The organism is Natronomonas gomsonensis, from assembly GCF_024300825.1.
GTDB lineage: Archaea > Halobacteriota > Halobacteria > Halobacteriales > Haloarculaceae > Natronomonas > Natronomonas gomsonensis.
Window position 1 is genome coordinate 1,534,324 of the sequence record NZ_CP101323.1, and the last position, 21,680, is coordinate 1,556,003.

Consider the following 21,680-nt stretch of genomic DNA (forward strand, 5'->3'; position numbering starts at 1 on the left):
CGGTGGCGGGAATACATGTGTTGTCTTTCGGGGAAAGACAGTCAGTCGGCCTACTCTTCGTAGGAGACTTCGGTGCCGTCGGCGACCGGTTGGAGCACGTAGCCGCCCGACTGGCCCTGCTTGACCGGCGTGAAGTCCGCGGTGAACACCGTTCGGGTGTCCTCCCGAATCTCGAAGGGTTGGTTGAACTTCAGCGGCGCGTCGCCGGGCGTGCTCACGTCGGCGTCGCTGCCGTCGTCCAGCGTCGCCTCGACGTTCGAGACCGCTATCTTCAGGTACTCGTAGTCGCCGGCGTCGAGTTCCTGTTCGTCGACGAGCTGGGTGTTGCCGTCCTGCAGTTCCACGAGGTCGGCCTCGGCGTCATCGACCTCGTAGGTCTCCTCAGCAGCGTCGTCCGTTCCGTTGCCGTCCGTCTCGTTGCCGTCCTCGCCGTCGTCGGAGGCCGGCTTGATTCGCAGTTCCGTGATGGTGACGACACACGACTCGAAATCCGAGATATCGCCGGGTTGGTCGGTGACCTGCGTAGCGAGCGTGCCAGTCGCACTGCCGATACAGCCAGCCAGCGAGGCGCCTGCGGCAACGCTTCCGGTCGCGATGAGGTATTCCCGTCGTTGCATATGCGTCAAAAAGGGCCGCATCGAGTGATAGGTCTGCTGGCCGATTCACGGGAAGGTACAGCAGCACTCAGGCCAGTTGCATCTCGTTGCCGCACTCCTTACAGAAGATGGTGAAGCCGTCGACCGGTTCCTCGACGCCGTGAGGGGTCACCTCGCCGCACTCACCGCAGGGCGCGAACGATTCGAGGTCTTCCCAGTTGTGTTGGCTGCCGGGAGCGGCCAACGCGAGGCCGACGACGGTGTCGTCGCTTTTGTTCCGGCCACACTGGAACTCCCCTGGTTCGAAGTGGATGACTTCGCCGGCTTCGACCTCGGTTTCCTCGCCGTCGGTTCCGTGTTCGAACGTGGCGACGCCATCCATGATGTAGAAACACTCCTCTTGGTCGTGGTGGGTGTGGAGGCCCCCCGAGAAGGACTCTCCGGGTTCGAGTTCGTAGTGGACGGCACTCATCTCCTCGGCGCCGAGGGCGTCGCTGACGTTGCGGCGCTCGCGGTTGACGCCCATCGGGTGCGGTTCCGGGTCGATGTCGTCGATGGTGACACGTTCCATACCGCCACCAGCGAGGGCCCGACCAAAAGCCTACTCCACGGCGAACGGGCTGTCGCCCTCGGTCCACTCCCAGCCCGGCAGACGCGTCTGAAAGCCGGCGGCGAGGGCGGCATCGAGGTCGTCTGCGCCCGCAGCGTCTCCCGCTTCGCCGTGGGTGTGTACGTCCGCAAAGTGAAACGTCGCCTCCGCGAGGGTGGCGTGCGGTTCGCCGCCGGCGATGGTCGCCGCGAGTTTGCGGCCGAGGAACTCGTCGACGACGAATCCGGGGTAATCGCCATCACAGTCGAGGTCACGGAGGATGCCACAGAGGGCGGCGACGTTGACCGCGCGGTCACCGTCGGAGAACACCGCGTCGACCTCCCGACGATACTGCTCGGCCGTCACGCGGTCGACCTCGACGCCGAACAGCGGACCCAGACGGGACCGAACGTCGTTCATCAGCGCCGGAATCGTCTCGTTTTCGCGGACGCGGGCGCGTTCGGCCGCGACGGTTTCGGGTGTAAGCTCCATGTCTTCCGTTTGCGAAGGATTTTATATGAGTGGTGGGTTACGTCCGGGTACGAGCGGGTTTTCCGGTCGTTCCCGCGGTCGAGAGACCACAGTTACCCGTAGATACGACATCCATGACCTGTTGTCACACCGCACGCCGGTCGGGCCATCGGCCCACACGACAAGCGGTGCACCGCGGCGCCGGAACCCCACAACCGAGGCTTTCTACATCATGAGTGCAGTAGAGCGGAAACTCGAAGACATCAAGGAAACGATAGTGAGCGAAGTCCCGAACGACATCTCCATCTCCGACGTGAAGTACGAGGGGCCGGAGCTCGTCGTCTACACGCGGGACCCCAAGAAGTTCGCCGGCGACGGCGATTTGATTCGGCGGCTGGCGTCGAAACTCCGGAAGCGCATCACGGTGCGACCGGACCCCGACGTTCTCTCCCGACCCGAGGAGGCCCGAAAGAAGATACGGGAGGTCGTCCCCGAGGAGGCAGGCATCACGGACCTCGATTTCCACGCCGACACCGGCGAAGTGGTCATCGAGGCCCAGAAACCCGGGATGGTCATCGGTCGACACGGGTCGACGCTCCGGGAAATCACCCAGCAGGTCGGCTGGACCCCGGAAGTCGTCCGCACGCCGCCCATCGAATCCGCGACGGTGTCGAACGTCCGAAACTTCCTGAAACAGGAACGCGACGACCGACGAGATATCCTCGAACGGGTCGGCCGGCAGATTCACCGCGAGGAGATGTCCGACGACGAGTGGGTCCGCATCACCACGCTGGGTTGCTGTCGGGAGGTCGGCCGCGCGGCGTTCATCCTCAATACCCCCGAAACGCGCGTCCTCATCGACTGTGGCGACAAACCCGGCGCGGAGGGCGAGGTCCCGTACCTGCAGGTGCCGGAGGCGCTTGGCGCCGGCGCACAGAACATCGACGCCGTCGTCCTCACTCACGCCCACCTCGACCACTCGGCGCTCATCCCGCTTCTGTTCAAGTACGGCTACGACGGCCCCATCTACTGTACGGAACCAACCCGCGATTTGATGGGACTTTTGACGCTGGACTACCTCGACGTGGCCGCAAAGGAGGGTCGGGCACCGCCGTACGAATCCGAGCAGGTCCGAGAGGCCATCAAACACTGTATTCCGCTGGAATACGGCGACGTGACCGACATCGCGCCGGACCTCAAACTCACTTTCCACAACGCCGGCCACATTCTCGGGTCGGCCGTCTCGCACTTCCACGTCGGCGACGGCCTGTACAACGTCGCCTTCTCCGGTGACATCCACTACGACGATACGCGGCTGTTCAACGGCGCAGTAAACGAGTTCCCCCGCGTCGAGACGCTCGTCATGGAGTCGACCTACGGCGGCCGCAACGACTTCCAGACCGACCAGGAGGACTCCGAAGAGGAACTGAAGCGCGTCATCCGCGAGACGACCGAGGAAGGCGGGAAGATACTCATCCCCGCCTTCGCGGTCGGCCGCTCCCAAGAAATCATGCTCGTCCTCGAAGAGGCGATGCGTAAGGGCGAGATTCCGGAGGTTCCGGTCCACCTCGACGGGATGATTTGGGAGGCCACGGCCATCCACACGACCTACCCCGAGTACCTGCGTGACGACCTCCGGGACCGCATCTTCCACGACGACGAGAACCCCTTCCTCTCCGACCAGTTCAACCACATCGACGGCGGCGAGGAAGAACGACAAGAGGTCGCCGACGGCGGCCCCTGTATCGTGCTGTCGACCTCCGGGATGGTCGAGGGCGGCCCCATCATGTCGTGGCTCAGCCACGTCGGCAGCGAGGAGGATTCGACGCTCGTCTTCGTCGGCTATCAGGCACAGGGGACGCTTGGCCGACGCATCCAGAACGGTTGGGACGAGATTCCGATGGACGACCGCTCGAACGGCCGCGGCACGCTGTCTCTGAACATGAACGTCGAGACGGTCGACGGCTTCTCCGGGCACGCCGACCGACAGGGGTTGATGAACTTCGTCCGGACGATGAACCCACGGCCCGAGAAGGTGCTGTGTGTCCACGGCGACGAGTCATCGGTACAGGACCTCTCCTCGGCGCTATACCACGAGTTCAACATGCGGACGTTCGCGCCGAAGAACCTCGAAACGTTCCGGTTCAAGTAACCACTCGAAGCCGCCACCCGTGTCGACTCTCGCCCTCCCCGTCGAGTTGTTCGAGGTCGCCCTGATAGCCCTCGAAACGTCGTCGCCGCTGGTTTCGGACCTCTCGAAGGAAGTTGCATCTATCGTCACAGCGTTTCTCGATGCGGTAGTACACGCCGTCGAAACCGCAACTGGGTGGACGGGACTCGGCATCATCTTCGTCTACTCGTTTCTCATCGCGTTCATCCTTCCGGGGCCGAGCGAAATCGTCCTCGTCGCGCCGCTGGAACTGGGGCTTTCGGGGGCGGCGACGCTCGCGCTCATCGTGTTGGTGAGTGCGGTCGGCAAGACCGTCGGCAGCGTCGTCGCCTTCCGGGTCGGACAGGGAGTGAAACACTCCGACCCGGTGGTACAGCGACTCCGGCGTTCGCGGTTCAACGTCATCGAGTGGTCGGAGAAACAGACGGTCAGAATCGCCCGCAGGTGGGGGTACGCCGGCCTCGCCGTCGCGCTCTCGGTGCCCTTCTTCCCGGATACGGTATCGATATACGCCTTCGCCGTCCTCGAAGAGGACGACCTGAAGTTCGCGCTGGCGACGTTTGCGGGGAGTCTCGGCCGGTTCCTCGTCGTCCTCGCGCTCGTCGGCGGCCCGGCGACCCTGCTGTGAGCGGTGGCGAGGAACCGAGGCGGTTCGGGACTGACTCGGTCAGCCGACAGGCCAGTGGACGTTGGCGCTGACCGAAGGCGTCATCTGTATCGTGTTGTATCTCCCGTCGTTTTTCATCGGCTAGGTGCGGTCGTCGAGCCACAGGATGCCGGCGCCAATCATCCCGAGGGCTATAACGACCGTGCCGCCGGCGACCGCGAACAACCCTAATTGCTGTTCGAAGAGGTACAGCACACCACCGAACAGGACGAGAACACCCCCGGAAAGCCCCGTACCGAGAACCAACTGCACCGTACCGTTATCGGTGGTCCGGTCGGTTCGGGACAACAGGTCCGGCATAAAAAACATGACAACGCCACCGACGGCGACGGCCACGAACTCGGCCGTCGGAAGCAGTGGTTGGTCCAAGGCGTCGAACAGTACTTGAACCCACAGGAGTTGGAGGAGGTACGCCCCCGGGAGCGCGTAGGTCTCCGTCCACGGCGGTTGGGGGTCCGCTCGAAGCGTCCAGCGAACGGCCCACACCGTGAGGCCGAGTGCGAGCGGCCACGCGACTGCGAACGCCGCATTCGGCAGGAACGGCACCGTCTCTTGGCGGCCTATCCAGAAGAAAACCGGAAACAGCGAAACGAACGCCGTCGGTACGAGCAACACGCCCGGCGGTCTGGTCGCTGGAGCGGGAAGCGATTCCTCCGCCACGCTCGCTGTTCCGGGACGGCGTCGCTCCCAGTCCTGTAGAAACTGCGGGACGCGTTCGGTCTCTCGGACCCAAAACCAGAGGCTGAACAGGCCGGGGACGGTGGCACACAGCAGATACCCAGCAATGTTCCACCGGGTGAGAACCGAGATGCGCGCAGAGAGGAACACGTCGGGCCGGTAGATAGCGATGAACACGAACAGTGCAATCGCCACGAATGAGAGTAGCGTAAGAAGCATCGAAAGCAGCGTTCCAACGACGAAAAACGGCGCCACCATCATCCCTTTTCGACTGGTTGAGGTGTATTTCAACACCCGGTAGAATCGCATCTCGATGTCGACTGCTCGGTTTCGGATTCCGGTGCCACTCGAGATGACGCCGTCGGGCAATCGCTTGCCAACCGCGGGCGCCGCCACACCGACCAACACGACGACCTGCGGTAGCGGGAACAGGATACCGATGAACCCAACGATGAAAGAGAGGAACAGACAGACCGCGACGAGGATGAGGGCACAGGAGGCGACCCCCAGGCCGTTGCTCACGGGGGCGACCCAGTTATCCCGCGAGAGGTCTTCGCGCATGCTCTCTTTCTGTTCGTCGGTCGGAGACCCGGGGCGAATCTGGTCCATGAACGCGACACGTTCATCGATGGTGGCCTCGCGCCACCACCAGCGGTGGATGTAGAGGCCGATGAGCGTGCTGCTTGCGAGAATCCATCCGACGAGGACAGAAACGAAGACATCCGATTGATTCACCACCGATGTGACCACCGACGGGAGCACCGACCGGCTGAACGCACCCGGCATCTGGTCGGCAATGGGGATGGCGAACACACAGACGAGAACGGTGGTCAGCAGACGGAACCGCCGGCGCCCGACGACCGAGGCCGCTGGGTCGGCATCCGAGAACAACCGCGGAAGGAGTTGATACACGAGATAGCCCAACAACAGCCAGTCGAACCCGGCACCGACGAGACGGAGTTCCTCCCCCCGAACAGCCAGTACAGCGAGGACAAAGGGAATCAGGGCGGTGTCGGCGAAGGAATCGGCGACTCTGCCGATAGTCGGGAGGAGCGCGTCGGGAACGACCCGAAAGAGCAGACTGTTGCCCGCCAGCGTCGCCAGAGCGCGTCGCGGCGTCGCGACGGCCGCCGTGAGCGCGCCCGTGACGGCCGTCGCCGAGACGTTCCACCGTCCCATCGGATGTGACTCACAGCACCAACAGCAAAAGCCTACGGGACGTTCCGTGCCGTGAACGTCCGTCAGCGCCGCCGTCTCGCCACGCGCTCTTCGGCCGTCTCACTCGTGACGACCTCGTACAGCAGAGCGCGTCCCCCATCCTCCTTCGGTCGGAGAACCCGGCCGAGACGCTGGGTGAACTCCCGTTCGCTACCGGACCCCGACAGCACGACGGCGACGTTGGCGTCGGGCACGTCGACACCCTCGTCTAAGACGTTCGCGGCGACGACGCGGGAGTACTCGCCCCGGCGAAAGCGCTCCAGAATTTCGCGTCGTTCCTCCGCGCCGGTTTCGTTGGTAATCGGCGGGATGAGAAACCGCTCGGCGAGGTCGTAGACGAGGTCGGTGAAGGCGGTGAAGACGATGACGCGGTCCTCGCGGTGGCGGTCGAGGATGTCGGCCAATTTCTCGACCTTCCGGTCGGCGTTCATCATCACCTCGCGAGCGCGCTGTTTGGCGAGCAGCGCCTCACGGGCCCGGGGGTCGGTTCCCGACCGCTTGACGAGTTCCTGATAGTCGCTACCGCTTCGGAGTTGAATGTTCGACTGCTTGAGATAGTCGGTGAAGGTACCCTGGTGTTCCTCGTAGCGTTCTCGCTCCTCGACGGTGAGTTCGACCTCGATACGGCGGATATCGTAGTCAGCGAGGTGCTCGCCGGCGAGGTCATCGGCCGAGCGGCGGTAAACCACCGAACCGACCAATTCCTCGATTGCCTCGTGGGCGCCGTCGGGGCGTTCGAAGGTCGCCGTGAGGCCGAGGCGGGCCGGAGCCGCCATCAGGCGCGCGATATCCCGATACCCCTCGCCGCCGAGGTGATGGACCTCGTCGAAGACGAGTAGGCCGAAGCGGTCGCCCAACTCGTCGGCACGAAGGTACGCCGAGTCGTAGGTCGCGACGGTGACGGCCTCGACGCGCTGTTTTCCGCCGCCCAACTGACCGATGGGGCAGTCGAACTCCGCACGGAGTTCGCTCCGCCACTGTTCGAGCAAGTCGATGGTTGGCACGACGACCAGCGTCGCGGTGTCGAGGGCAGCCATCGCGGCGATGGCGACGACGGTCTTGCCGCTGCCGGTCGGGAGTTCCAACACGCCGCGGTCGTTGGCCTCGCGCCAGGCGTCGAGGGCTTCCTGCTGATAGGACCGGAGTTCGTACGTCGTCGAGAGGTCATCCACGTCGGGCACATCGAGAGCGCGGTCCTCGACGGCGAAGCCGCGATTGTGACACGTCGACAGCAGGAACGGATACCGGAAGGCAGGGGCGCGGCGGCTCTTCGAGCGCTCGTCGACCTCGACGAACGACAGGCCATCGAGTGCCTCGCCGTCCGACCCGTCGACGCGTATCGTCCCCTCGTCGTAACGCAGCGTGACCACACCGGCGTTCGGCGACCGGCCGGCTTAATTCCACGGTTCACCGACTGCGGTGCGACCGCTTTCTCAACCCTTATTGCCGGCCGAGAACACGTTCGGAGTATGAGCGATACGGAGCGCGAGGAGTCCGCCGACGGTGACGGGCAGGCACTCGACGCCGAGGAGCCAACGGCCGAGGCCGACGCCGCCGAATTCGTCGACGAGGAGACGGCCGATGTCGACGCCATCGCCGAGCGCATCGCCGACACCGACACCGAGGAAATCGCCGAGGAAATCGCCGCGCTGCGGGAGCGAAACGACGAACTCGAACTCGAGCGCGACGACCTCGAATCCCGGCTGAAGCGCAAGCAGGCGGAGTTCCAAAACTACAAGAAACGACAGGAGAAGCGCCGCGAGCAGGAACGCGCCCGCGCGACCGAGGACCTCGTGACGCGACTGCTGGAGGTCCGGGACAACCTCAAGCGCGCACTCGAGCAGGACGACGACGCCGACATCCGCGAGGGCGTCGAGGCCACCTTCCGGCAACTCGACGAGACGCTCGCGTCCGAGAACGTCGACCCCATCGAACCCGACCCGGGTTCGGAGGTCGACCCACAGCGCCACGAGGTGCTCCTGAAGGTCGGAAGCGACCAACCGGCCGGCACCGTTGATTCCGTTCAACGGCCCGGCTACGAGATGGCGGGGAAGGTGCTTCGGGCCGCGCAGGTGACCGTCGCCGAGGAAGGCGAATAGCGCTTCTGTTTATATTTCTCGGTCGCCAATACCGGAGGTTCGGAAAACCGCCAGAAGGAGCCACGACGGTAGCGAGCGTGAGTCACCGTATCTAGCAACTTTTAACCGATTCAGACCGATAGGTACGGCCAACATGGCGAGCAACAAGATTCTCGGTATCGACCTCGGTACCACCAACTCGGCGTTTGCGGTGATGGAGGGTGGGGACCCCGAAATCATCGTCAACGGCGAGGGTGAGCGGACGACGCCATCCGTCGTCGCCTTCACCGACGACGGCGAGCGACTGGTCGGCAAGCCCGCGAAGAACCAGGCCGTCCAGAACCCCGAGCGGACCATCCAGTCCATCAAGCGGCACATGGGCGAAGACGACTACACCGTCGAAATCGAAGGCGACGACTACTCGCCGGAGCAGATTTCGGCGATGATTCTGCAGAAAATCAAACGCGACGCCGAGGAGTACCTCGGCGACGACATCGAGAAGGCCGTCATCACGGTGCCGGCGTACTTCAACGACAAACAGCGACAGGCCACGAAGGACGCCGGCGAAATCGCCGGCTTCGAGGTCGACCGCATCGTCAACGAGCCGACCGCAGCCGCGATGGCCTACGGCCTCGACGACGAGTCCGACCAGACCGTCCTCGTGTACGACCTCGGGGGCGGCACCTTCGACGTGTCCATCCTCGATTTGGGCGGCGGCGTCTACGAGGTCGTCGCCACGAACGGCGACAACGACCTCGGCGGCGACGACTGGGACGAGGCCATCATCGACTACCTCGCTGACTCCTTCGAGGAGGAGAACGGCATCGACCTCCGAGAGGACCGACAGGCACTCCAACGGCTGAAGGACGCCGCCGAGGAGGCCAAAATCGAACTCTCCTCGCGGAAGGAGACCACCATCAACCTTCCCTTCATCGCCGCGACCGACGAGGGGCCGCTCAACCTCGAAGAGAAGATGACGCGCGCGAAGTTCGAGTCGCTGACGAGCGACCTCGTCGAACGGACCGTCGGCCCGACCGAGCAGGCGCTCTCCGACGCCGGCTACTCGAAGGGCGACATCGACGAGGTCATCCTCGTCGGTGGGTCCACGCGGATGCCGCAGGTCCAAGAGAAGGTCGAGGAGATGACCGGCCAAGAGCCGAAGAAGAACGTCAACCCCGACGAGGCCGTCGCGCTGGGTGCGGCGATTCAGGGTGGCGTCCTCTCCGGCGACGTCGACGACATCGTCCTGCTGGACGTGACGCCGCTTTCGCTCGGTATCGAGGTCAAGGGCGGCCTCTTCGAGCGCCTCATCGACAAGAACACGACCATCCCGACCGAGGAGTCAAAAATCTTCACGACCGCGGCGGACAACCAGACCTCCGTCAACGTCCGGGTCTTCCAGGGTGAGCGTGAAATCGCCGAGGAGAACGAACTGCTCGGCGCCTTCCAGTTGACCGGCATCCCGCCGGCCCCCGCCGGAACGCCGCAAATCGAGGTGTCGTTCAACATCGACGAAAACGGCATCGTCAACGTCTCCGCGGAGGATCAGGGCTCCGGCAACTCCGAGGAAATCACCATCGAGGGCGGCGTCGGCCTCTCCGACGAGGAAATCGAGGAGATGCAGGAGGAAGCCGAGGCTCACGCCGAGGAAGACCAGCAGCGACGGGCGTTCGTCGAGGCACGCAACGAGGCCGAATCGTCCATCCAGCGCGCCGAGACGCTGCTAGAGGAGAACGACGAGGAACTCGACGACGACCTCCAGTCCGACATCGAAGCCGAAATCGAACGCGTCGAGGAAGCCCTCGAGGAGTACACCGAGGTCGACAGCGACGAACTCGACGAGGCCTCCGAGGCGCTTGAATCCGCCACCGAGAGCCTCTCGGAGCAACTGCAGGAAATCGGCAAGCAGATGTACGAACAACAGGCCGCAGGCGGTGCTGCAGGCGCTGGCGGCCCCGGCGGCGCGGCGGGCGCCGGCGGCATGGGCGGCATGGGCGGTGCCGGCCCCGGTGCGGGTGCTGGTCCCGGTGGCGCCGGCGATGCCGACGGCGAGGAGTACGTCGACGCCGACTTCGAGGACGTCGACGAAGACGAGGAGTAAGGCGAGTCCGAGTCGTCGGCTCTGAAGACGACCCGATTTTTGCGACGACTGTCTCAGTAGCGGTGCCCGTCCGCAAAAAGGACCTCCAGTTACGCTACTCGCCGACGTGGTCGCCGGCGTGTGACAGCGTCAACTCTTCGGCCTCGTAGATGTTGATGAGTTCGGTGATGAGTTCGTCGTAGGATTCGTCCTCGATGCGGAGGTTGTCGAGGCGCTCGAGCGTCTCCCGGTCGAGACGTACTTCAGGTATACCTGTCGGTTCGCGGCACGGCTTGAAAAGTTCCGGGGACGGGGGCACCTCGTCCTGTAGACTCACTCCTCTTGGTGGGAGCGCGTCAGCGGACGGTTGCCAAAGAACTAAATCTCCTCCGTGTCGGGTGAATACTGTCCATGACACGACTGTACGGAGACGCAAAGCGGGTTGCCGTTGTGGTTGTCGTCGCGACTCTGTTCTCCTCTGTCTTCGCTGGGGTGGCCGCCGCCGACATCGAAGTCAGCGGCGAGTTCGACGGAACCCTCGCCGGCTACGGCGAAGACGCCGAGACGCCGAACGAGATAACCGTCGACGGGCAGTTCACCGTCGAGGGCGAAACCGCGGTCGACCCCGAAATCGTCATCGAAGGGACGGACGCGGCCGTCCTCGACACCGACTCGATAGAGGTGTTCGTCGAGGGGAGCCAGTCCATTTCATTCGACCGCCAGTACCGCGCCGGCGAGGTTCGGTTGACGCCTGCAGAGGGCGAAATCCCCGCCGGGACGACCATCCGCGTTGAGTTCGCCACCTACTTCACCGGCGGCACCACCGCCGACACCATCGACGCCGGAACGGCGACGGTGAGCTACGAGACCGCGGGCGGCACGCCCGGCGAATCGTCGTTCACCGCCCAAGCCAACGCGTCGAACAGCCCCGACAACCGAATCGAGTCCCTTCAGTCAGAGATAGCGGACGGAACCCGGACCAGCCTCGTCATGCAGGTACTCGCCGGTATCGGCGCTTTGGCCATCGTCGTCGCCGTCATCGGCGGCGCCGTCGTCATCTATCGTCGACGCAACTCCGGCCCCGACTGGTAGTCGAGCGGTTCAGTCCGCGGTCGCTTCCTCGTCGACGAACTCTATTTTGATTCCCTCGCGGTCCTCGAACTCGCGGGCGTACTCCTCGAGCAGTTCCTCCCAGGAGACGTTGCCGGCGAGCCACTGGCGCTTCTTCTCGGAGGCGGGCGAGAGTTCCTGGACGGCGTTCCAGCCGAGTTGGACCCCATCGAGTGCTTGCTTCCACCCGCGGAACCCGATGGCACCGTCTTCGTAGTTATCCCAGAGGACGCCCTGATAGAGGTAGCTGACGACGCCGTCGCGGCTGATGAACTCGTGTTTCAGTTCGCCCTCGTCGGCGGCGCCGGTTTCGAGTTGGACGTACTCCAGTTTCGGTTCCGGCGGCATCGGCAACTGAATGGTCTTGTCGGTCCCGAACACCGACCGAACATCGCGGCCGTACCACTCGGGATAGGCGAACGCCAGTCGGTAGTCGTCCCAGTGTTGGGCGACGAGGTCGTCGAGGCCGCCGTCGTCGGCGTAGGAGTCCAGTTCCTGATACAGTCGCAACACGTCGACTGGACCGGTTCGGACGTAGGCGACGAACTTGACGCGATGGGAGTCGTAGCTGTCGTCCGTGTAGCGGTTGTACCCCGAACTCGCCGTCGAAACACGCTCGAAGGAGATGGCATCCTCGTTGTCGTCGTCGTAGACGATGTACATGTCCGTCTCTATCATCCCGAGACTCTGGAAGTAATTGAGAGCGTCGTCGGGCGCGTCGTCCTCGTCGACGTCGAGAACGAGTCGCGGTTCCTTCTGGAAACACCGCTCGTAGCGCCGGGCGATAGCCTCGAGGAAGTCGTCGCGGTCGACGTATCCCTCGTCGAGATACGACTCGATATCCGTGAGGTCCGTCTCCAGTTTTTCGAGCGTCACCTCCTCGAGGGCCTCGGGTTCGAGGGGCATCCGTGCGATGCGAAGCCCCGATTGGTCGGGGTCGGTGAGTTCACGACGAAGCGACTTGAGGTCGTCTCGGGCGTCGCCGAGTTCGCGTTTCTTGTGTTTGAGTCGACTCTCGATTTCGGCACGCTGGTCGACGATGCCGTCGCTGAGGTCGTTGAGTCCGTCGTAGTCGTCCTCGACCTCTCGGAGCCGTTCGAGTGCCTCCTTCAGGTTCGACAGTCGACTGTTGAGTTTCTCCTCGCGGCCTTTGATCCCGGGCTTGCCGTCCCAGAAGGACTCCTCGACCTCCTCGAGTTCGACCTTGGTGTCCTCGATTCGGCCCCGGAGGAAGTCGAAGAGGTTTCGCGCCTTCTGGTTGACCCGAGAAACGTCGCCGAACTCGGGGTGTGAGGAGAGTTCGAAGTGTTTCCACATCTCCGAAACCGTCTCCTCGCGTTTCTCGCGAACTTTCGGCTCTTGCTCGTCGAGTGCGGACTCGATTTCGTCGAGCGCGAAGGGGACGAACCGCAGGTCGTGTTCGGCCTCGACTTGGTCGAGCACCGACGCGATGTCCTCGCGGGTCCGGTTGACCATGTTGACGCCGCCGCCGAGGCTGTTGTCGATTATCTCACGGACTTCGCGTTTGGTCTCGCTCGCCTCCTCGGGGTCCAGTTGCTCGAAGACCACATCCGAGTTCCGCACGAGGTGTTCGATGGCGTCGAGGTCCGAGTCCGTCGCTTCCAGCGAGGAGCGACCCGCATACAGCAGGCTCTCCAGCGCCTCGATTTCGGATTTCGTCTCACAGTAGATTCGGAGCGTCTCGTGGGGAATCTCGACTTCCGTTTCGACGACGGTTCCGACCCGGGGGTCGGTGTCGGAGACGCCGGAGACGTTCTCCATGTCGTCGCCGTGTTTCGCCATCGTGTAGATGGATTCGGCGACGGTGTTGTCTATCATCTGGTCGTAGCGTTCGAGGCCGGCGGAGGACTGTTCACCCTCGATTTTGTCCTCGTTGACGCCGACGAGGAAGTAGTCGTTGAACGGCTGGGTGTCGAACTCGAAGGCGTTCTCCTCGAGGGCGGCGTCGATAGCGTCGCTCGTCGAGGTGTCCCCGTCGGGGTCGTGTCGAGAGTGAATCGGGAGCCGGAGGCTGTCGTTGGCGTCGGCGTTGAGCAGGTGTTCGAGGTCACGCAGTGCGGCGTAACTGTTGGCGTAGTACCGCCCGTCGTCGCCCGGGAGCTGTTTGATGTCCCGACCGAACTCGAACTCGGGGACGACGCCGAACCCGCCGAGGTAGGCGAACATGTTGTTCCGGTTGCGGATGTTCTCGGCGAGGTGGTGGAGAATGCCGGTCAGAATCGGGAACGTCCCGCTTCCGGTCCCCCCGCCGAGGGAGTTCACAAGCAGGATGTTGATGTGTTTGTTCGAAGACGTGAGCGCGGTCTGGTGGTCCTGTCGGAACCGGTTGACGTTACGCTGAATCGTCTTGAACACGTCGGAGAAACTCGGCTCCTCGGGATTGTCGAACTTGTACCGACCGACGGGGCGTTGGCGCTCCGCGCCCTTCGCTCCGAACCGCATGCTGTTGGTCAGAAACGGGAACTCCTCGCGGTGCGTTCCGACCAGCGTGTCGGGGGTCTTCAGATAGAGGTTCTTCTCTATCGAGGAGCTGTTGAGCTCGCTCATGTTGGAGTCGACAATCAGATAGTCGAAGTACGCCGACTCCTCTTCCGGGACGTGTCGTTTGAGGGTTTCGAGAACCTCGATTCCGGCCTGTCCCACCCCGATGAGAAACGTCGGTGACGGCTCTTTGCCAGCCATATTAGGCTAAACAGAAATCAGTTATTTAATCCCTTGGGTCACCTCAAAACCGAGCGACGGAGTCCGACTGGACGCGTCGGGTCGACCACCAAGTGACCGAACGGCCGGCCCGCCGGCGAGACGTTTTTATTGCTGGCCGAATCAGTCGGCGTGTGAACCGACGCGGGGAACAGGGTGCGACGAATCGAAACGCCGCGGACATCGTCCAGGCGACGATGGTTCGTCTCGATACCGCCACGGAGGGCACCGTCGAACTCGACATCGAGTACGACTTCGCCGACCGGCTGACGGGCTGTAGCGTCGCCATCCCCTCGACGCTCGCCGTCGACGGCACCCGAGGCTTTCGGACGAACGGACGCCAGTACGACTGGGACGGGGCGACGAACCCCGCGCGGTTGAGCGGGAGTCTCTCGGCCGACACCGGCGGACCGGGAACCTACCGGTACGTCGACGCCGGCGATTGGGCCATCGTACAGCGCCCACAACTGAGCATCGCCTACCAGTACCGAGGTGCCGAGCCGGCGTTGCAGCGACGCTACGACGTCGACGGTGAGGGCGTCACCAGTTCCGACGGTTCGGTGATGTACCTCGGCCCCCACGACGAGTACACCGACACCACCGCTGGCCAGCGGTTCCGGCTCGTCGTTCCCGAGGCGGCGGCGCTCCGCCCGTCGGTCGACGCCGTGCTGTCGGCGCTGGGCGACGCCGCCGCCCGTCTCGATGTCGGCGGTCGAAACGACGAAGTCCTCGCCATCGCCGCCCCGACCGGCGTCGGATGGGGCTCTCTCGGCGTCCAAAGCGGCGCCAACGGCTTTTGGACACAGGACGACTGTCGACTCGACAACGTCAACAACACGTGGATTCACGAGTACGTCCACACGCGACAGGAGTGGGACCGCTCGGCGTCGACGAAGTGGCTCGTCGAGGCGACGACGGAGTACTACGCGTCTCTTTTCACCTACCGTCGCGGTCAGGCACCGTTCTCGGCGTTCCACGACTACGTCTCGACGAACCGGGATTCGGGGTCGGTGCTGGTCGACCCAAAGCAGTGGACCAGCAGTCAGGCTTACTACACGAAGGGTCGTCGCGTTCTCGCCGCCCTGGACCTCGAAATCCGCGAGGCGACCGGCGGCGAGTCGACGTTCCAGGACGTGTTCCGTCGCATCAATGCCTACAACCGGCCACTCACCCACACCGCCTTCGTCGATATCGTCGCCGAGGTGGCCGGTCGACGACTCGACGACTGGCTGGACCGCTACGTCTGTGGCTCCGCTTCCCCCGAAATTCCCGACGACGAAGGCGCCTTCAAGTCGCCATCGTCGATGTCGGGAAGCGGCGGACCGACGCCGGAACCCGAACCAGAAACTGAACCAGAACCCGAACCAGAAACTGAACCAGAACCCGAACCAGAAACTGAACCAGAACCCGAACCAGAAACTGAACCAGAACCCGAACCAGAAACTGAACCAGCGACGATTCCGTGTCCGGTCTGTTCGACCGAGGTTTCGGAGGACCGCCAGTACTGTCCGGCCTGTGGGCAGTCACTCCACGAGCAGTGTCCGGTGTGTGGGACTGGCGTCGAAGGGGAGGTGTACTGTCCGGAGTGTGGCAGCCGCCTCGAAGAGGCCTGCCCGGTCTGTGATGCGACCCGGGTCGACGACGAGCGATTCTGTGAGCGATGCGGGCACGACTTCGAGGCGTGACCCGTTCTTTTGAAGTGTCTCAACCGATTACCCCCTACAACGAATGAGCGAGGACTTCTACTCGGTGCTGGGCGTCGACCGCGACGCCAGCGAAGACGAAATCAAGAGCGCATTCAGGGAGAAAGCCTCGGAGTACCATCCGGACGTTTCGGACGACCCGAACGCCGAGGAGAAGTTCAAGAAAGCCAAGAAGGCAAAGGAGGTGCTGTTGGACGACGAGAAGCGCCAGATGTACGACCAGATGGGCCACGAGCGCTTCGAGCAGGCCGACAAGCGCGGCGCGACGGATTCGGGCGCCGGCGGCATGGGCGGTATGGGTGGCCCGTTCGGTGGCGGCGGTGGCGGAGCAGGCGGGATGAACGACATCTTCGAGCAGTTCTTCGGCGGTGGCGGCTCTCAGTCCGGCCCCCGACAGGGTGCGGACCTGAAGACGCGGCTCACCGTCGAACTGGCGGAGGCCTACGAGGGCGTCACGAAGCAACTCACCATCACGCGCCCGGAGACGTGTCCGGACTGTGACGGCGCGGGCCACCCGCCGGACGCCGACGCTCGCACCTGTTCGGCGTGTAACGGCCAGGGCCAGCGGACGACGGTCCGCCAGACGCCCCTGGGACGAGTTCAGCAGACTCAGACCTGCCAGCAGTGCGACGGCGAGGGGACGATTTATTCCGAGACGTGTTCGACCTGCCGCGGCGAGGGGCAAATCCGAAACGAGACGACCCTACAGGTCGAAGTGCCCGCGGGCATCCGAAGCGGCCAGACGCTCCGGATGGAGCGGGAGGGCGCCCCCGGAGAGAACGGCGGGCCGAAGGGCGACCTGCTCGTCGAAATCGAAGTCGAGGAAGGCGAGGAGTTCGAACGCGACGGCGACGACCTCCGGTATCGACACCCCATCTCCTTCCCGCAGGCCGTCTTCGGCGACACCGTCGAAGTGCCAACGATGGACGGCACCGTCGAGATGGACGTTCCGGCCGGCACCCAAAGCGGCGAGACGTTCCGCCTACGCGATAAGGGGATGCCGCGACTCCAGCGCCGTGGCCACGGCGACCTCTACGTGAAGGTGCAAATCGTCACGCCCGACAACCTCAACGACGAACAGCGGGAGGCTCTGGAGGCCTTCGCCGAGGCTGGTGGCGAGGAGATAGACGTAGAACAGGGCTTCTTCGAGAAGTTGAAGAACTCTTTCTAGTCGTCGCCGGACCTCGGACGAACGAGGTCCGCGAGCGTAACCGTACAGCCGAGCAACCACCCCAGCGGCGTGGCGATGCCGACCCACATCAACACGACCCCGATGCCTTCGAGACTGTAGTTGTTCCGGAGGAACTCGTTGAGACCACCGACGAACAGAATGTTGTCCAGCAGGTAGATGGCGAGTTCCTCGCTGCCTTCGAGGACGCCGCTCAGCGAGGGGTCGTACAGCGCCGCGACGACCGGCGGCAGGAAGATGGCGTTCATCGCGAAGGGGTAGGCGAAGACGACGGTCGTCCCGCGGCCACCGAGGCGAGTGAATCCGGCCGCCAAACCGGCAGAGACGACAGCGACGACGCTGGCGGCGCCGACGGCGACGAAGCCGTCGAAGGAGAGCCGTACGCGGGCGAGTGCGGTCAGCAGTCCCCACAGCACCGCCGCGAGGACGACCACGCCGATGACGCCCAGTCGCGTCGTCGCGCTGTCGAATCGGCTGGCGTTGAATCGGGCGGCGAAGCCGACGAGCAACAGCGGATACAGCAGGGCGACGATGGGGACGCCCAACGCCATCCACAGCCGGTATTTGATTTTGTCACCCTGCGTCCGGGGTTGCCACTTGCCGAGCACGCTGTGGACGGCGGTTCGCTGTCGCGGGAACACCAACTCCATCCACGTCTCGTGGAGCCGTACAACGTCAATCTTGATTCCCTCGACGAGACCGCCGTCTGACATACCCGCACCGTCCCGGCGCGATTAAAAATAGGTTCCGGCTATCGGGGGCCGGCCGAGGCTTACCAGCCGTCGGGGCCGAAGTCGGGGTCGATGAGTCGCCGTTGTTCGTCGATGTCGTCGATGCGCTCGATATCGGCCGCCGAGAGGTCGACGCCGAGCGACGACCAGTTGTCGCGGATGTGGGCCTCGCTGGTCGCCTTCGGAATCGCGGTGACGCCCTTCTCACGGAGCCACGCGAGACTCACCGCCGCCTCGCTGACGCCGTGGTCGTCGGCGATGTCCGAGAGCACGTCGACGTCGAAGACGTCGCCTCTGGCCAGCGGCGAGTACGCGACGAGTTCGATGCCCGCATCCTCGCAGTACTCCCGCAGTTCTCGCTGCTGGAGCAGCGGGTGCATCTCGACCTGGTTGGCGAAGATGGGTGCGTCGATGGCCTCGCGAGCGACGTCGAGATGTTCGGGTTCGAAATTCGAGACGCCGATGCGCTCGATGGTGCCGGCATCGTACAGTTCCTCGAAGGCCGACAGCGTCCCCTCGGGGTCGTAGGCGTCGGCCGGCCAGTGGACGTACAGCAAGTCGAGATAGTCGGTGCCGAGGCGGTCGAGGCTCGCCTCCGTCGAAGCGAGTACGTCGTCGTGGGCCAGTTGGTCTATCCACACTTTCGTCGCGAGGAACACGTCCTCGCGGTCGACGGACGCGGCGTCGATACCCGCACCGACGGCCGCCTCGTTGCCGTAGGCCTGTGCGGTGTCGACGTGTCGATAACCGGCTTCGAGGGCGGTACGGACCGATTCGGTACACTGTTCGGGGTCGTCGTTCTGCCACGTGCCGAAGCCGAGCGCCGGCATGCCGCTGTGGTCGGGAACGCTGTTGCTCTCCTGTTGTGACATACCGTTGGCTTCGAGGGTGTCGCCGAAAACCGTTGCGACACCGGCGAGGGTCCCCTCGATTCAACGACGGGAAACCGCAAGGGTGTTGTCGGCGGATACTGAAGCGCGTTCGTGGCCGTTCAGTACCGATACGTCGCTCTCGCGCTGTGTACGCTCGCGTTCACTGCGACGATGGTCGCACGGCTGGCTATCAGCCCGTTGGTGCCCGACATCACCGCCGATTTCACGGTGTCGAAGGGTGCCGTCGGCCTCGCCCTCTCTGGAATGTGGGCCGCCTACGCCCTCTCGCAGTTTCCGAGCGGCATCCTCGCCGACCGCTTCGGGGAGCGGGGCGTCATCCTCACGGCCGTCGGTATCACTGCCGGGGCGAGCCTCCTGCTGTCGCTGTCGCCGACGTTCGCCGTCTTCGCGTTGACCGTCGTCGCGCTCGGTGCGGGGGCTGGCCTCCACTACAGCGTTGCGACCTCGTTTCTCGCCCGCCACTTCGAACAGGTCGGTCGCGCAATCGGCGTCCACGTCTCCGGCGGGCCGTTGGCCGGCCTCGCGACCCCCGTCGCCGCCGCAGCGGTCGGCGCACGCTACGGGTGGCGGACAGCGATGCTGCTTGGTGCCGCCGTCGCCGTCCCCGTCTTCGTACTGTTTTACTGGCAGATACGGCGGACACCGCCAGCCCGCCCCGACCTCACCATGCGGTCGCGGCTCGAAGTCGAACCCCTTCGCGAGTTGCTCTCGCGGCCGGAGATACGGTACACGACGGTGATGGCCGTCGGCGGCGCCTTCTGCTGGCAGGCGACGGCGTCGTTCCTGCCGGCGTTCCTCATCGAACACCACGGGCGGTCGGTCTCGACCGCCAGTGTCCTGTTTTCGGTGTACTTCGTCGTCCACGGCGCCACTCAGCCGATTTTGGGCGCGCTCTCGGACCGCGTGGGGCGGGACGGCACCGCCGCCATCGCCTTCGGCACCGGCGTCGTCGGCTACGGCGCGCTCGTCGCCGTTCCCGAGGGTCCGACCGTCTTCGCCGCCGTGCCGCTCGTCGGCGTCGCGATGTCGTGGGGCGCACCCGTCCAATCGCGGTTCATCGACAACCTCGCCGAAACCGAACGCGCTGCAGGGTTCGGACTCGTTCGCACGGTCTACATGCTGCTCGGTGCACTCGGGAGCGTCGTCGTCGGTGGCCTCGCCGGTTTTACGGGGTGGACCGTCGCCTTCGGCCTGCTCGTCGCGATTTTGGCCGGCGAGTTCCTGCTCGCAGTCGGGCCGACCGTCCGAGGGCAACTCGCTCCGTCGGTGTGAGCGTTCGACTGCCACTTGACGGCTAGGTTATTTATACGGGAGCGTGGAACGCCCCGGTATGCCTCCAGAAACGTACGACATCGCCGTCGTGGGGGGCGGAACGGCCGGCTGTTTCGCCGCCGCGGCCGCCGCCCGGGACGGACTCGATGTCGCCCTCCTCGAACGCAAATCCGCGTCCGACGGCGGCCATATCGCCTGTGGCGACGCCATCAAGGGGACCAGTACGTTCCCCGACGTCATCGACCTCGAGTACCTCCGCGAGGAGTCGTTCACAAACGAGAACATCCAGCGCGCTCGCTTCGAGAACCCGAAAACCGACGAGAACCTCGACATCGGATTCGGGGATTCGAGCGGCGCCGTCGTCGACCGGAAGCGCTACGGAGAGGTGCTGCTGGAAGAGGCCGACCGCGCCGGCGCGGACGTCCACTACGACACCGTCGTCCAAGATGTCGTCCAGAACGGCGCCGTCACGGGCGTGACCGCGACGACTCGCGGGTCGGTCCGGGAGTTCGACGCCGACATCGTCGTCGACGCCGCCGGGTCCCTGTCGCTGCTACAGGACCGCGCGAGCTTCGAGGGGACGACGTTCGACACCAACGTCAACTACCAGCAGTTCTGTTCGGCCTACCGCGAAATCGTCGAGGTGCCCGAACCCGTCGAGTGGCACGACGCCATCGTGTTCAAGCCGGCGTCGGAACTCGGCTACCTCTGGTACTTCCCGCGGACCCCCACCGAAATCAACGTCGGGTTAGGCTTTCAGATGAACAAGTCCCCGATGAAGCTCGTCAAGGAACTGAAACGAGACCTGCGGAACCGCCCGGAGTTCGAGGGCGCGACGGTGAAGGACAAACTCGGCGCCGCCCTCCCCACCCGTCGCCCCTACGACTCGGCGGTTGCGCCGGGCTACATCGCCGTCGGCGACGCGGCCGGCCACGTCAACCCCTGTACCGGCGGCGGCATCCCCGGGGCGGCGAAGGCCGGCGTGTGGGCCGCCGAAGTCGCCGCCGAAGCCATCGCCGACGGAACCACCGACGAGACCGCCCTCTGGGAGTACAACCGCCGCGTCCAGACCGATTTCGGCAAGCGCTTCGCCGCGATGGACCTCTACAACATCTGGGGTGGCACCCACGACGTGGACGAACTCGTCGACATCGTCAGCGCGATGCCCGGCCAACAGCTCGTCGACGCCCTCGGGGCGGAGGGCACCACCTCGATGAGTTGGCCGCTCAAAATCCGAACCGCACTCGAGACGTTCGGCCACTGGCGGACGCTGTTCAGGGTAAAGAAACTCAACGACCTCGCGGGAGAATTGAAGACCATCTACGACGACTACCCCGCCACACCAGACGGCTTCGCCGACTGGCAATCACGACGGGACGACCTCATGGAGACGGTCTACGAAGTGACCGGAGCCGACCCCAAATACTGACCGCTTGCCGTGTGGGCGAGCGCCGCAGGCACACACCACCCGTTTACTGACGGCACAATGCTTAGTTCACCCCCGTGAGACGGAC

Annotated in this window: 18 protein-coding genes; 9 read left to right on the forward strand and 9 right to left on the reverse strand. The window is 64.4% G+C overall.

The features are described from left to right. Positions 1 to 50: 50 nt before the first annotated feature. The 3 genes from NMP98_RS08415 to NMP98_RS08425 form a co-directional block, all read right to left on the reverse strand. On the reverse strand, positions 51 to 617 hold the full coding sequence (locus NMP98_RS08415) for a DUF4382 domain-containing protein (protein ID WP_254861067.1): 567 nt from the start codon (positions 615 to 617) through the stop codon (positions 51 to 53). A 67-nt stretch (positions 618 to 684) separates the two neighbouring features. Continuing rightward, positions 685 to 1,167 carry a cupin domain-containing protein gene (locus tag NMP98_RS08420; RefSeq protein WP_254861068.1) on the reverse strand — a complete coding sequence of 161 codons (483 nt, stop codon included), beginning with the start codon at positions 1,165 to 1,167 and terminating at the stop codon, positions 685 to 687. 30 nt (positions 1,168 to 1,197) lie between these two features. Next, positions 1,198 to 1,677: a DUF7984 family protein gene (locus NMP98_RS08425; RefSeq protein WP_254861069.1), complete on the reverse strand. Its 480-nt coding sequence runs from the start codon at positions 1,675 to 1,677 to the stop codon at positions 1,198 to 1,200. A gap of 211 nt (positions 1,678 to 1,888) precedes the next feature. Here NMP98_RS08425 and NMP98_RS08430 point away from each other — a divergent pair, with 211 nt between their 5' ends. Then, entirely contained in the window at positions 1,889 to 3,808 is a 1,920-nt protein-coding gene (locus tag NMP98_RS08430) for a beta-CASP ribonuclease aCPSF1 (RefSeq protein WP_254861070.1), read from the forward strand. Positions 3,809 to 3,929: 121 nt separating this feature from the next. Then, the gene (locus NMP98_RS08435) at positions 3,930 to 4,454 is read left to right on the forward strand and encodes a YqaA family protein (protein ID WP_254861302.1); all 525 of its coding nucleotides are present in this window, start codon (positions 3,930 to 3,932) and stop codon (positions 4,452 to 4,454) included. 120 nt (positions 4,455 to 4,574) lie between these two features. On the opposite strand, the gene NMP98_RS08440 is transcribed toward NMP98_RS08435, so the two are convergent. Together NMP98_RS08440 and NMP98_RS08445 are read right to left on the reverse strand one after the other, a co-directional pair. Next, the gene (locus NMP98_RS08440) at positions 4,575 to 6,350 is read right to left on the reverse strand and encodes a hypothetical protein (protein ID WP_254861071.1); all 1,776 of its coding nucleotides are present in this window, start codon (positions 6,348 to 6,350) and stop codon (positions 4,575 to 4,577) included. A gap of 62 nt (positions 6,351 to 6,412) precedes the next feature. Continuing rightward, complete coding sequence (locus NMP98_RS08445; protein WP_254861072.1) at positions 6,413 to 7,759, reverse strand: DEAD/DEAH box helicase; 1,347 nt, start codon at positions 7,757 to 7,759, stop codon at positions 6,413 to 6,415. A 99-nt stretch (positions 7,760 to 7,858) separates the two neighbouring features. On the opposite strand from NMP98_RS08445, the gene NMP98_RS08450 reads away from it, so the two are divergent. Both NMP98_RS08450 and dnaK read left to right on the forward strand, forming a co-directional pair. Beyond that, complete coding sequence (locus NMP98_RS08450; protein ID WP_254861073.1) at positions 7,859 to 8,488, forward strand: nucleotide exchange factor GrpE; 630 nt, start codon at positions 7,859 to 7,861, stop codon at positions 8,486 to 8,488. Between the two features lie 133 nt (positions 8,489 to 8,621). Further along, the gene (dnaK, locus tag NMP98_RS08455; RefSeq protein ID WP_254861074.1) at positions 8,622 to 10,568 is read left to right on the forward strand and encodes a molecular chaperone DnaK; all 1,947 of its coding nucleotides are present in this window, start codon (positions 8,622 to 8,624) and stop codon (positions 10,566 to 10,568) included. Between the two features lie 94 nt (positions 10,569 to 10,662). On the opposite strand, the gene NMP98_RS08460 is transcribed toward dnaK, so the two are convergent. Continuing rightward, on the reverse strand, positions 10,663 to 10,818 hold the full coding sequence (locus NMP98_RS08460; RefSeq protein ID WP_438269630.1) for a DUF7557 family protein: 156 nt from the start codon (positions 10,816 to 10,818) through the stop codon (positions 10,663 to 10,665). A gap of 140 nt (positions 10,819 to 10,958) precedes the next feature. Between NMP98_RS08460 and NMP98_RS08465 the strand changes: the two genes are divergently transcribed. Next, entirely contained in the window at positions 10,959 to 11,639 is a 681-nt protein-coding gene (locus tag NMP98_RS08465) for a hypothetical protein (RefSeq protein ID WP_254861075.1), read from the forward strand. Positions 11,640 to 11,648: 9 nt separating this feature from the next. On the opposite strand, the gene NMP98_RS08470 is transcribed toward NMP98_RS08465, so the two are convergent. Then, positions 11,649 to 14,360 (reverse strand): tubulin-like doman-containing protein, encoded by a 2,712-nt coding sequence (locus tag NMP98_RS08470; RefSeq protein WP_254861076.1) that lies wholly within the window; start codon positions 14,358 to 14,360, stop codon positions 11,649 to 11,651. A 152-nt stretch (positions 14,361 to 14,512) separates the two neighbouring features. Here NMP98_RS08470 and NMP98_RS08475 point away from each other — a divergent pair, with 152 nt between their 5' ends. Both NMP98_RS08475 and dnaJ read left to right on the forward strand, forming a co-directional pair. Further along, complete coding sequence (locus NMP98_RS08475) at positions 14,513 to 16,063, forward strand: double zinc ribbon domain-containing protein (RefSeq protein WP_254861077.1); 1,551 nt, start codon at positions 14,513 to 14,515, stop codon at positions 16,061 to 16,063. Between the two features lie 43 nt (positions 16,064 to 16,106). Then, entirely contained in the window at positions 16,107 to 17,252 is a 1,146-nt protein-coding gene (gene dnaJ, locus NMP98_RS08480) for a molecular chaperone DnaJ (RefSeq protein ID WP_254861078.1), read from the forward strand. Here dnaJ and NMP98_RS08485 read toward each other — a convergent pair. Together NMP98_RS08485 and NMP98_RS08490 are read right to left on the reverse strand one after the other, a co-directional pair. Beyond that, the gene (locus tag NMP98_RS08485; protein ID WP_156710498.1) at positions 17,249 to 17,983 is read right to left on the reverse strand and encodes a hypothetical protein; all 735 of its coding nucleotides are present in this window, start codon (positions 17,981 to 17,983) and stop codon (positions 17,249 to 17,251) included. The two genes, dnaJ and NMP98_RS08485, sit on opposite strands and share 4 nt — an antisense overlap. A 59-nt stretch (positions 17,984 to 18,042) precedes the next feature. Further along, on the reverse strand, positions 18,043 to 18,873 hold the full coding sequence (locus NMP98_RS08490) for an aldo/keto reductase (RefSeq protein ID WP_367997255.1): 831 nt from the start codon (positions 18,871 to 18,873) through the stop codon (positions 18,043 to 18,045). A 111-nt stretch (positions 18,874 to 18,984) separates the two neighbouring features. On the opposite strand from NMP98_RS08490, the gene NMP98_RS08495 reads away from it, so the two are divergent. Both NMP98_RS08495 and NMP98_RS08500 read left to right on the forward strand, forming a co-directional pair. Next, on the forward strand, positions 18,985 to 20,166 hold the full coding sequence (locus tag NMP98_RS08495; protein ID WP_254861079.1) for an MFS transporter: 1,182 nt from the start codon (positions 18,985 to 18,987) through the stop codon (positions 20,164 to 20,166). Between the two features lie 58 nt (positions 20,167 to 20,224). Next, a complete protein-coding gene (locus NMP98_RS08500; RefSeq protein ID WP_254861080.1) occupies positions 20,225 to 21,595 on the forward strand; it encodes a geranylgeranyl reductase family protein in 1,371 nt (456 codons plus the stop codon). Positions 21,596 to 21,680 lie beyond the last annotated feature (85 nt).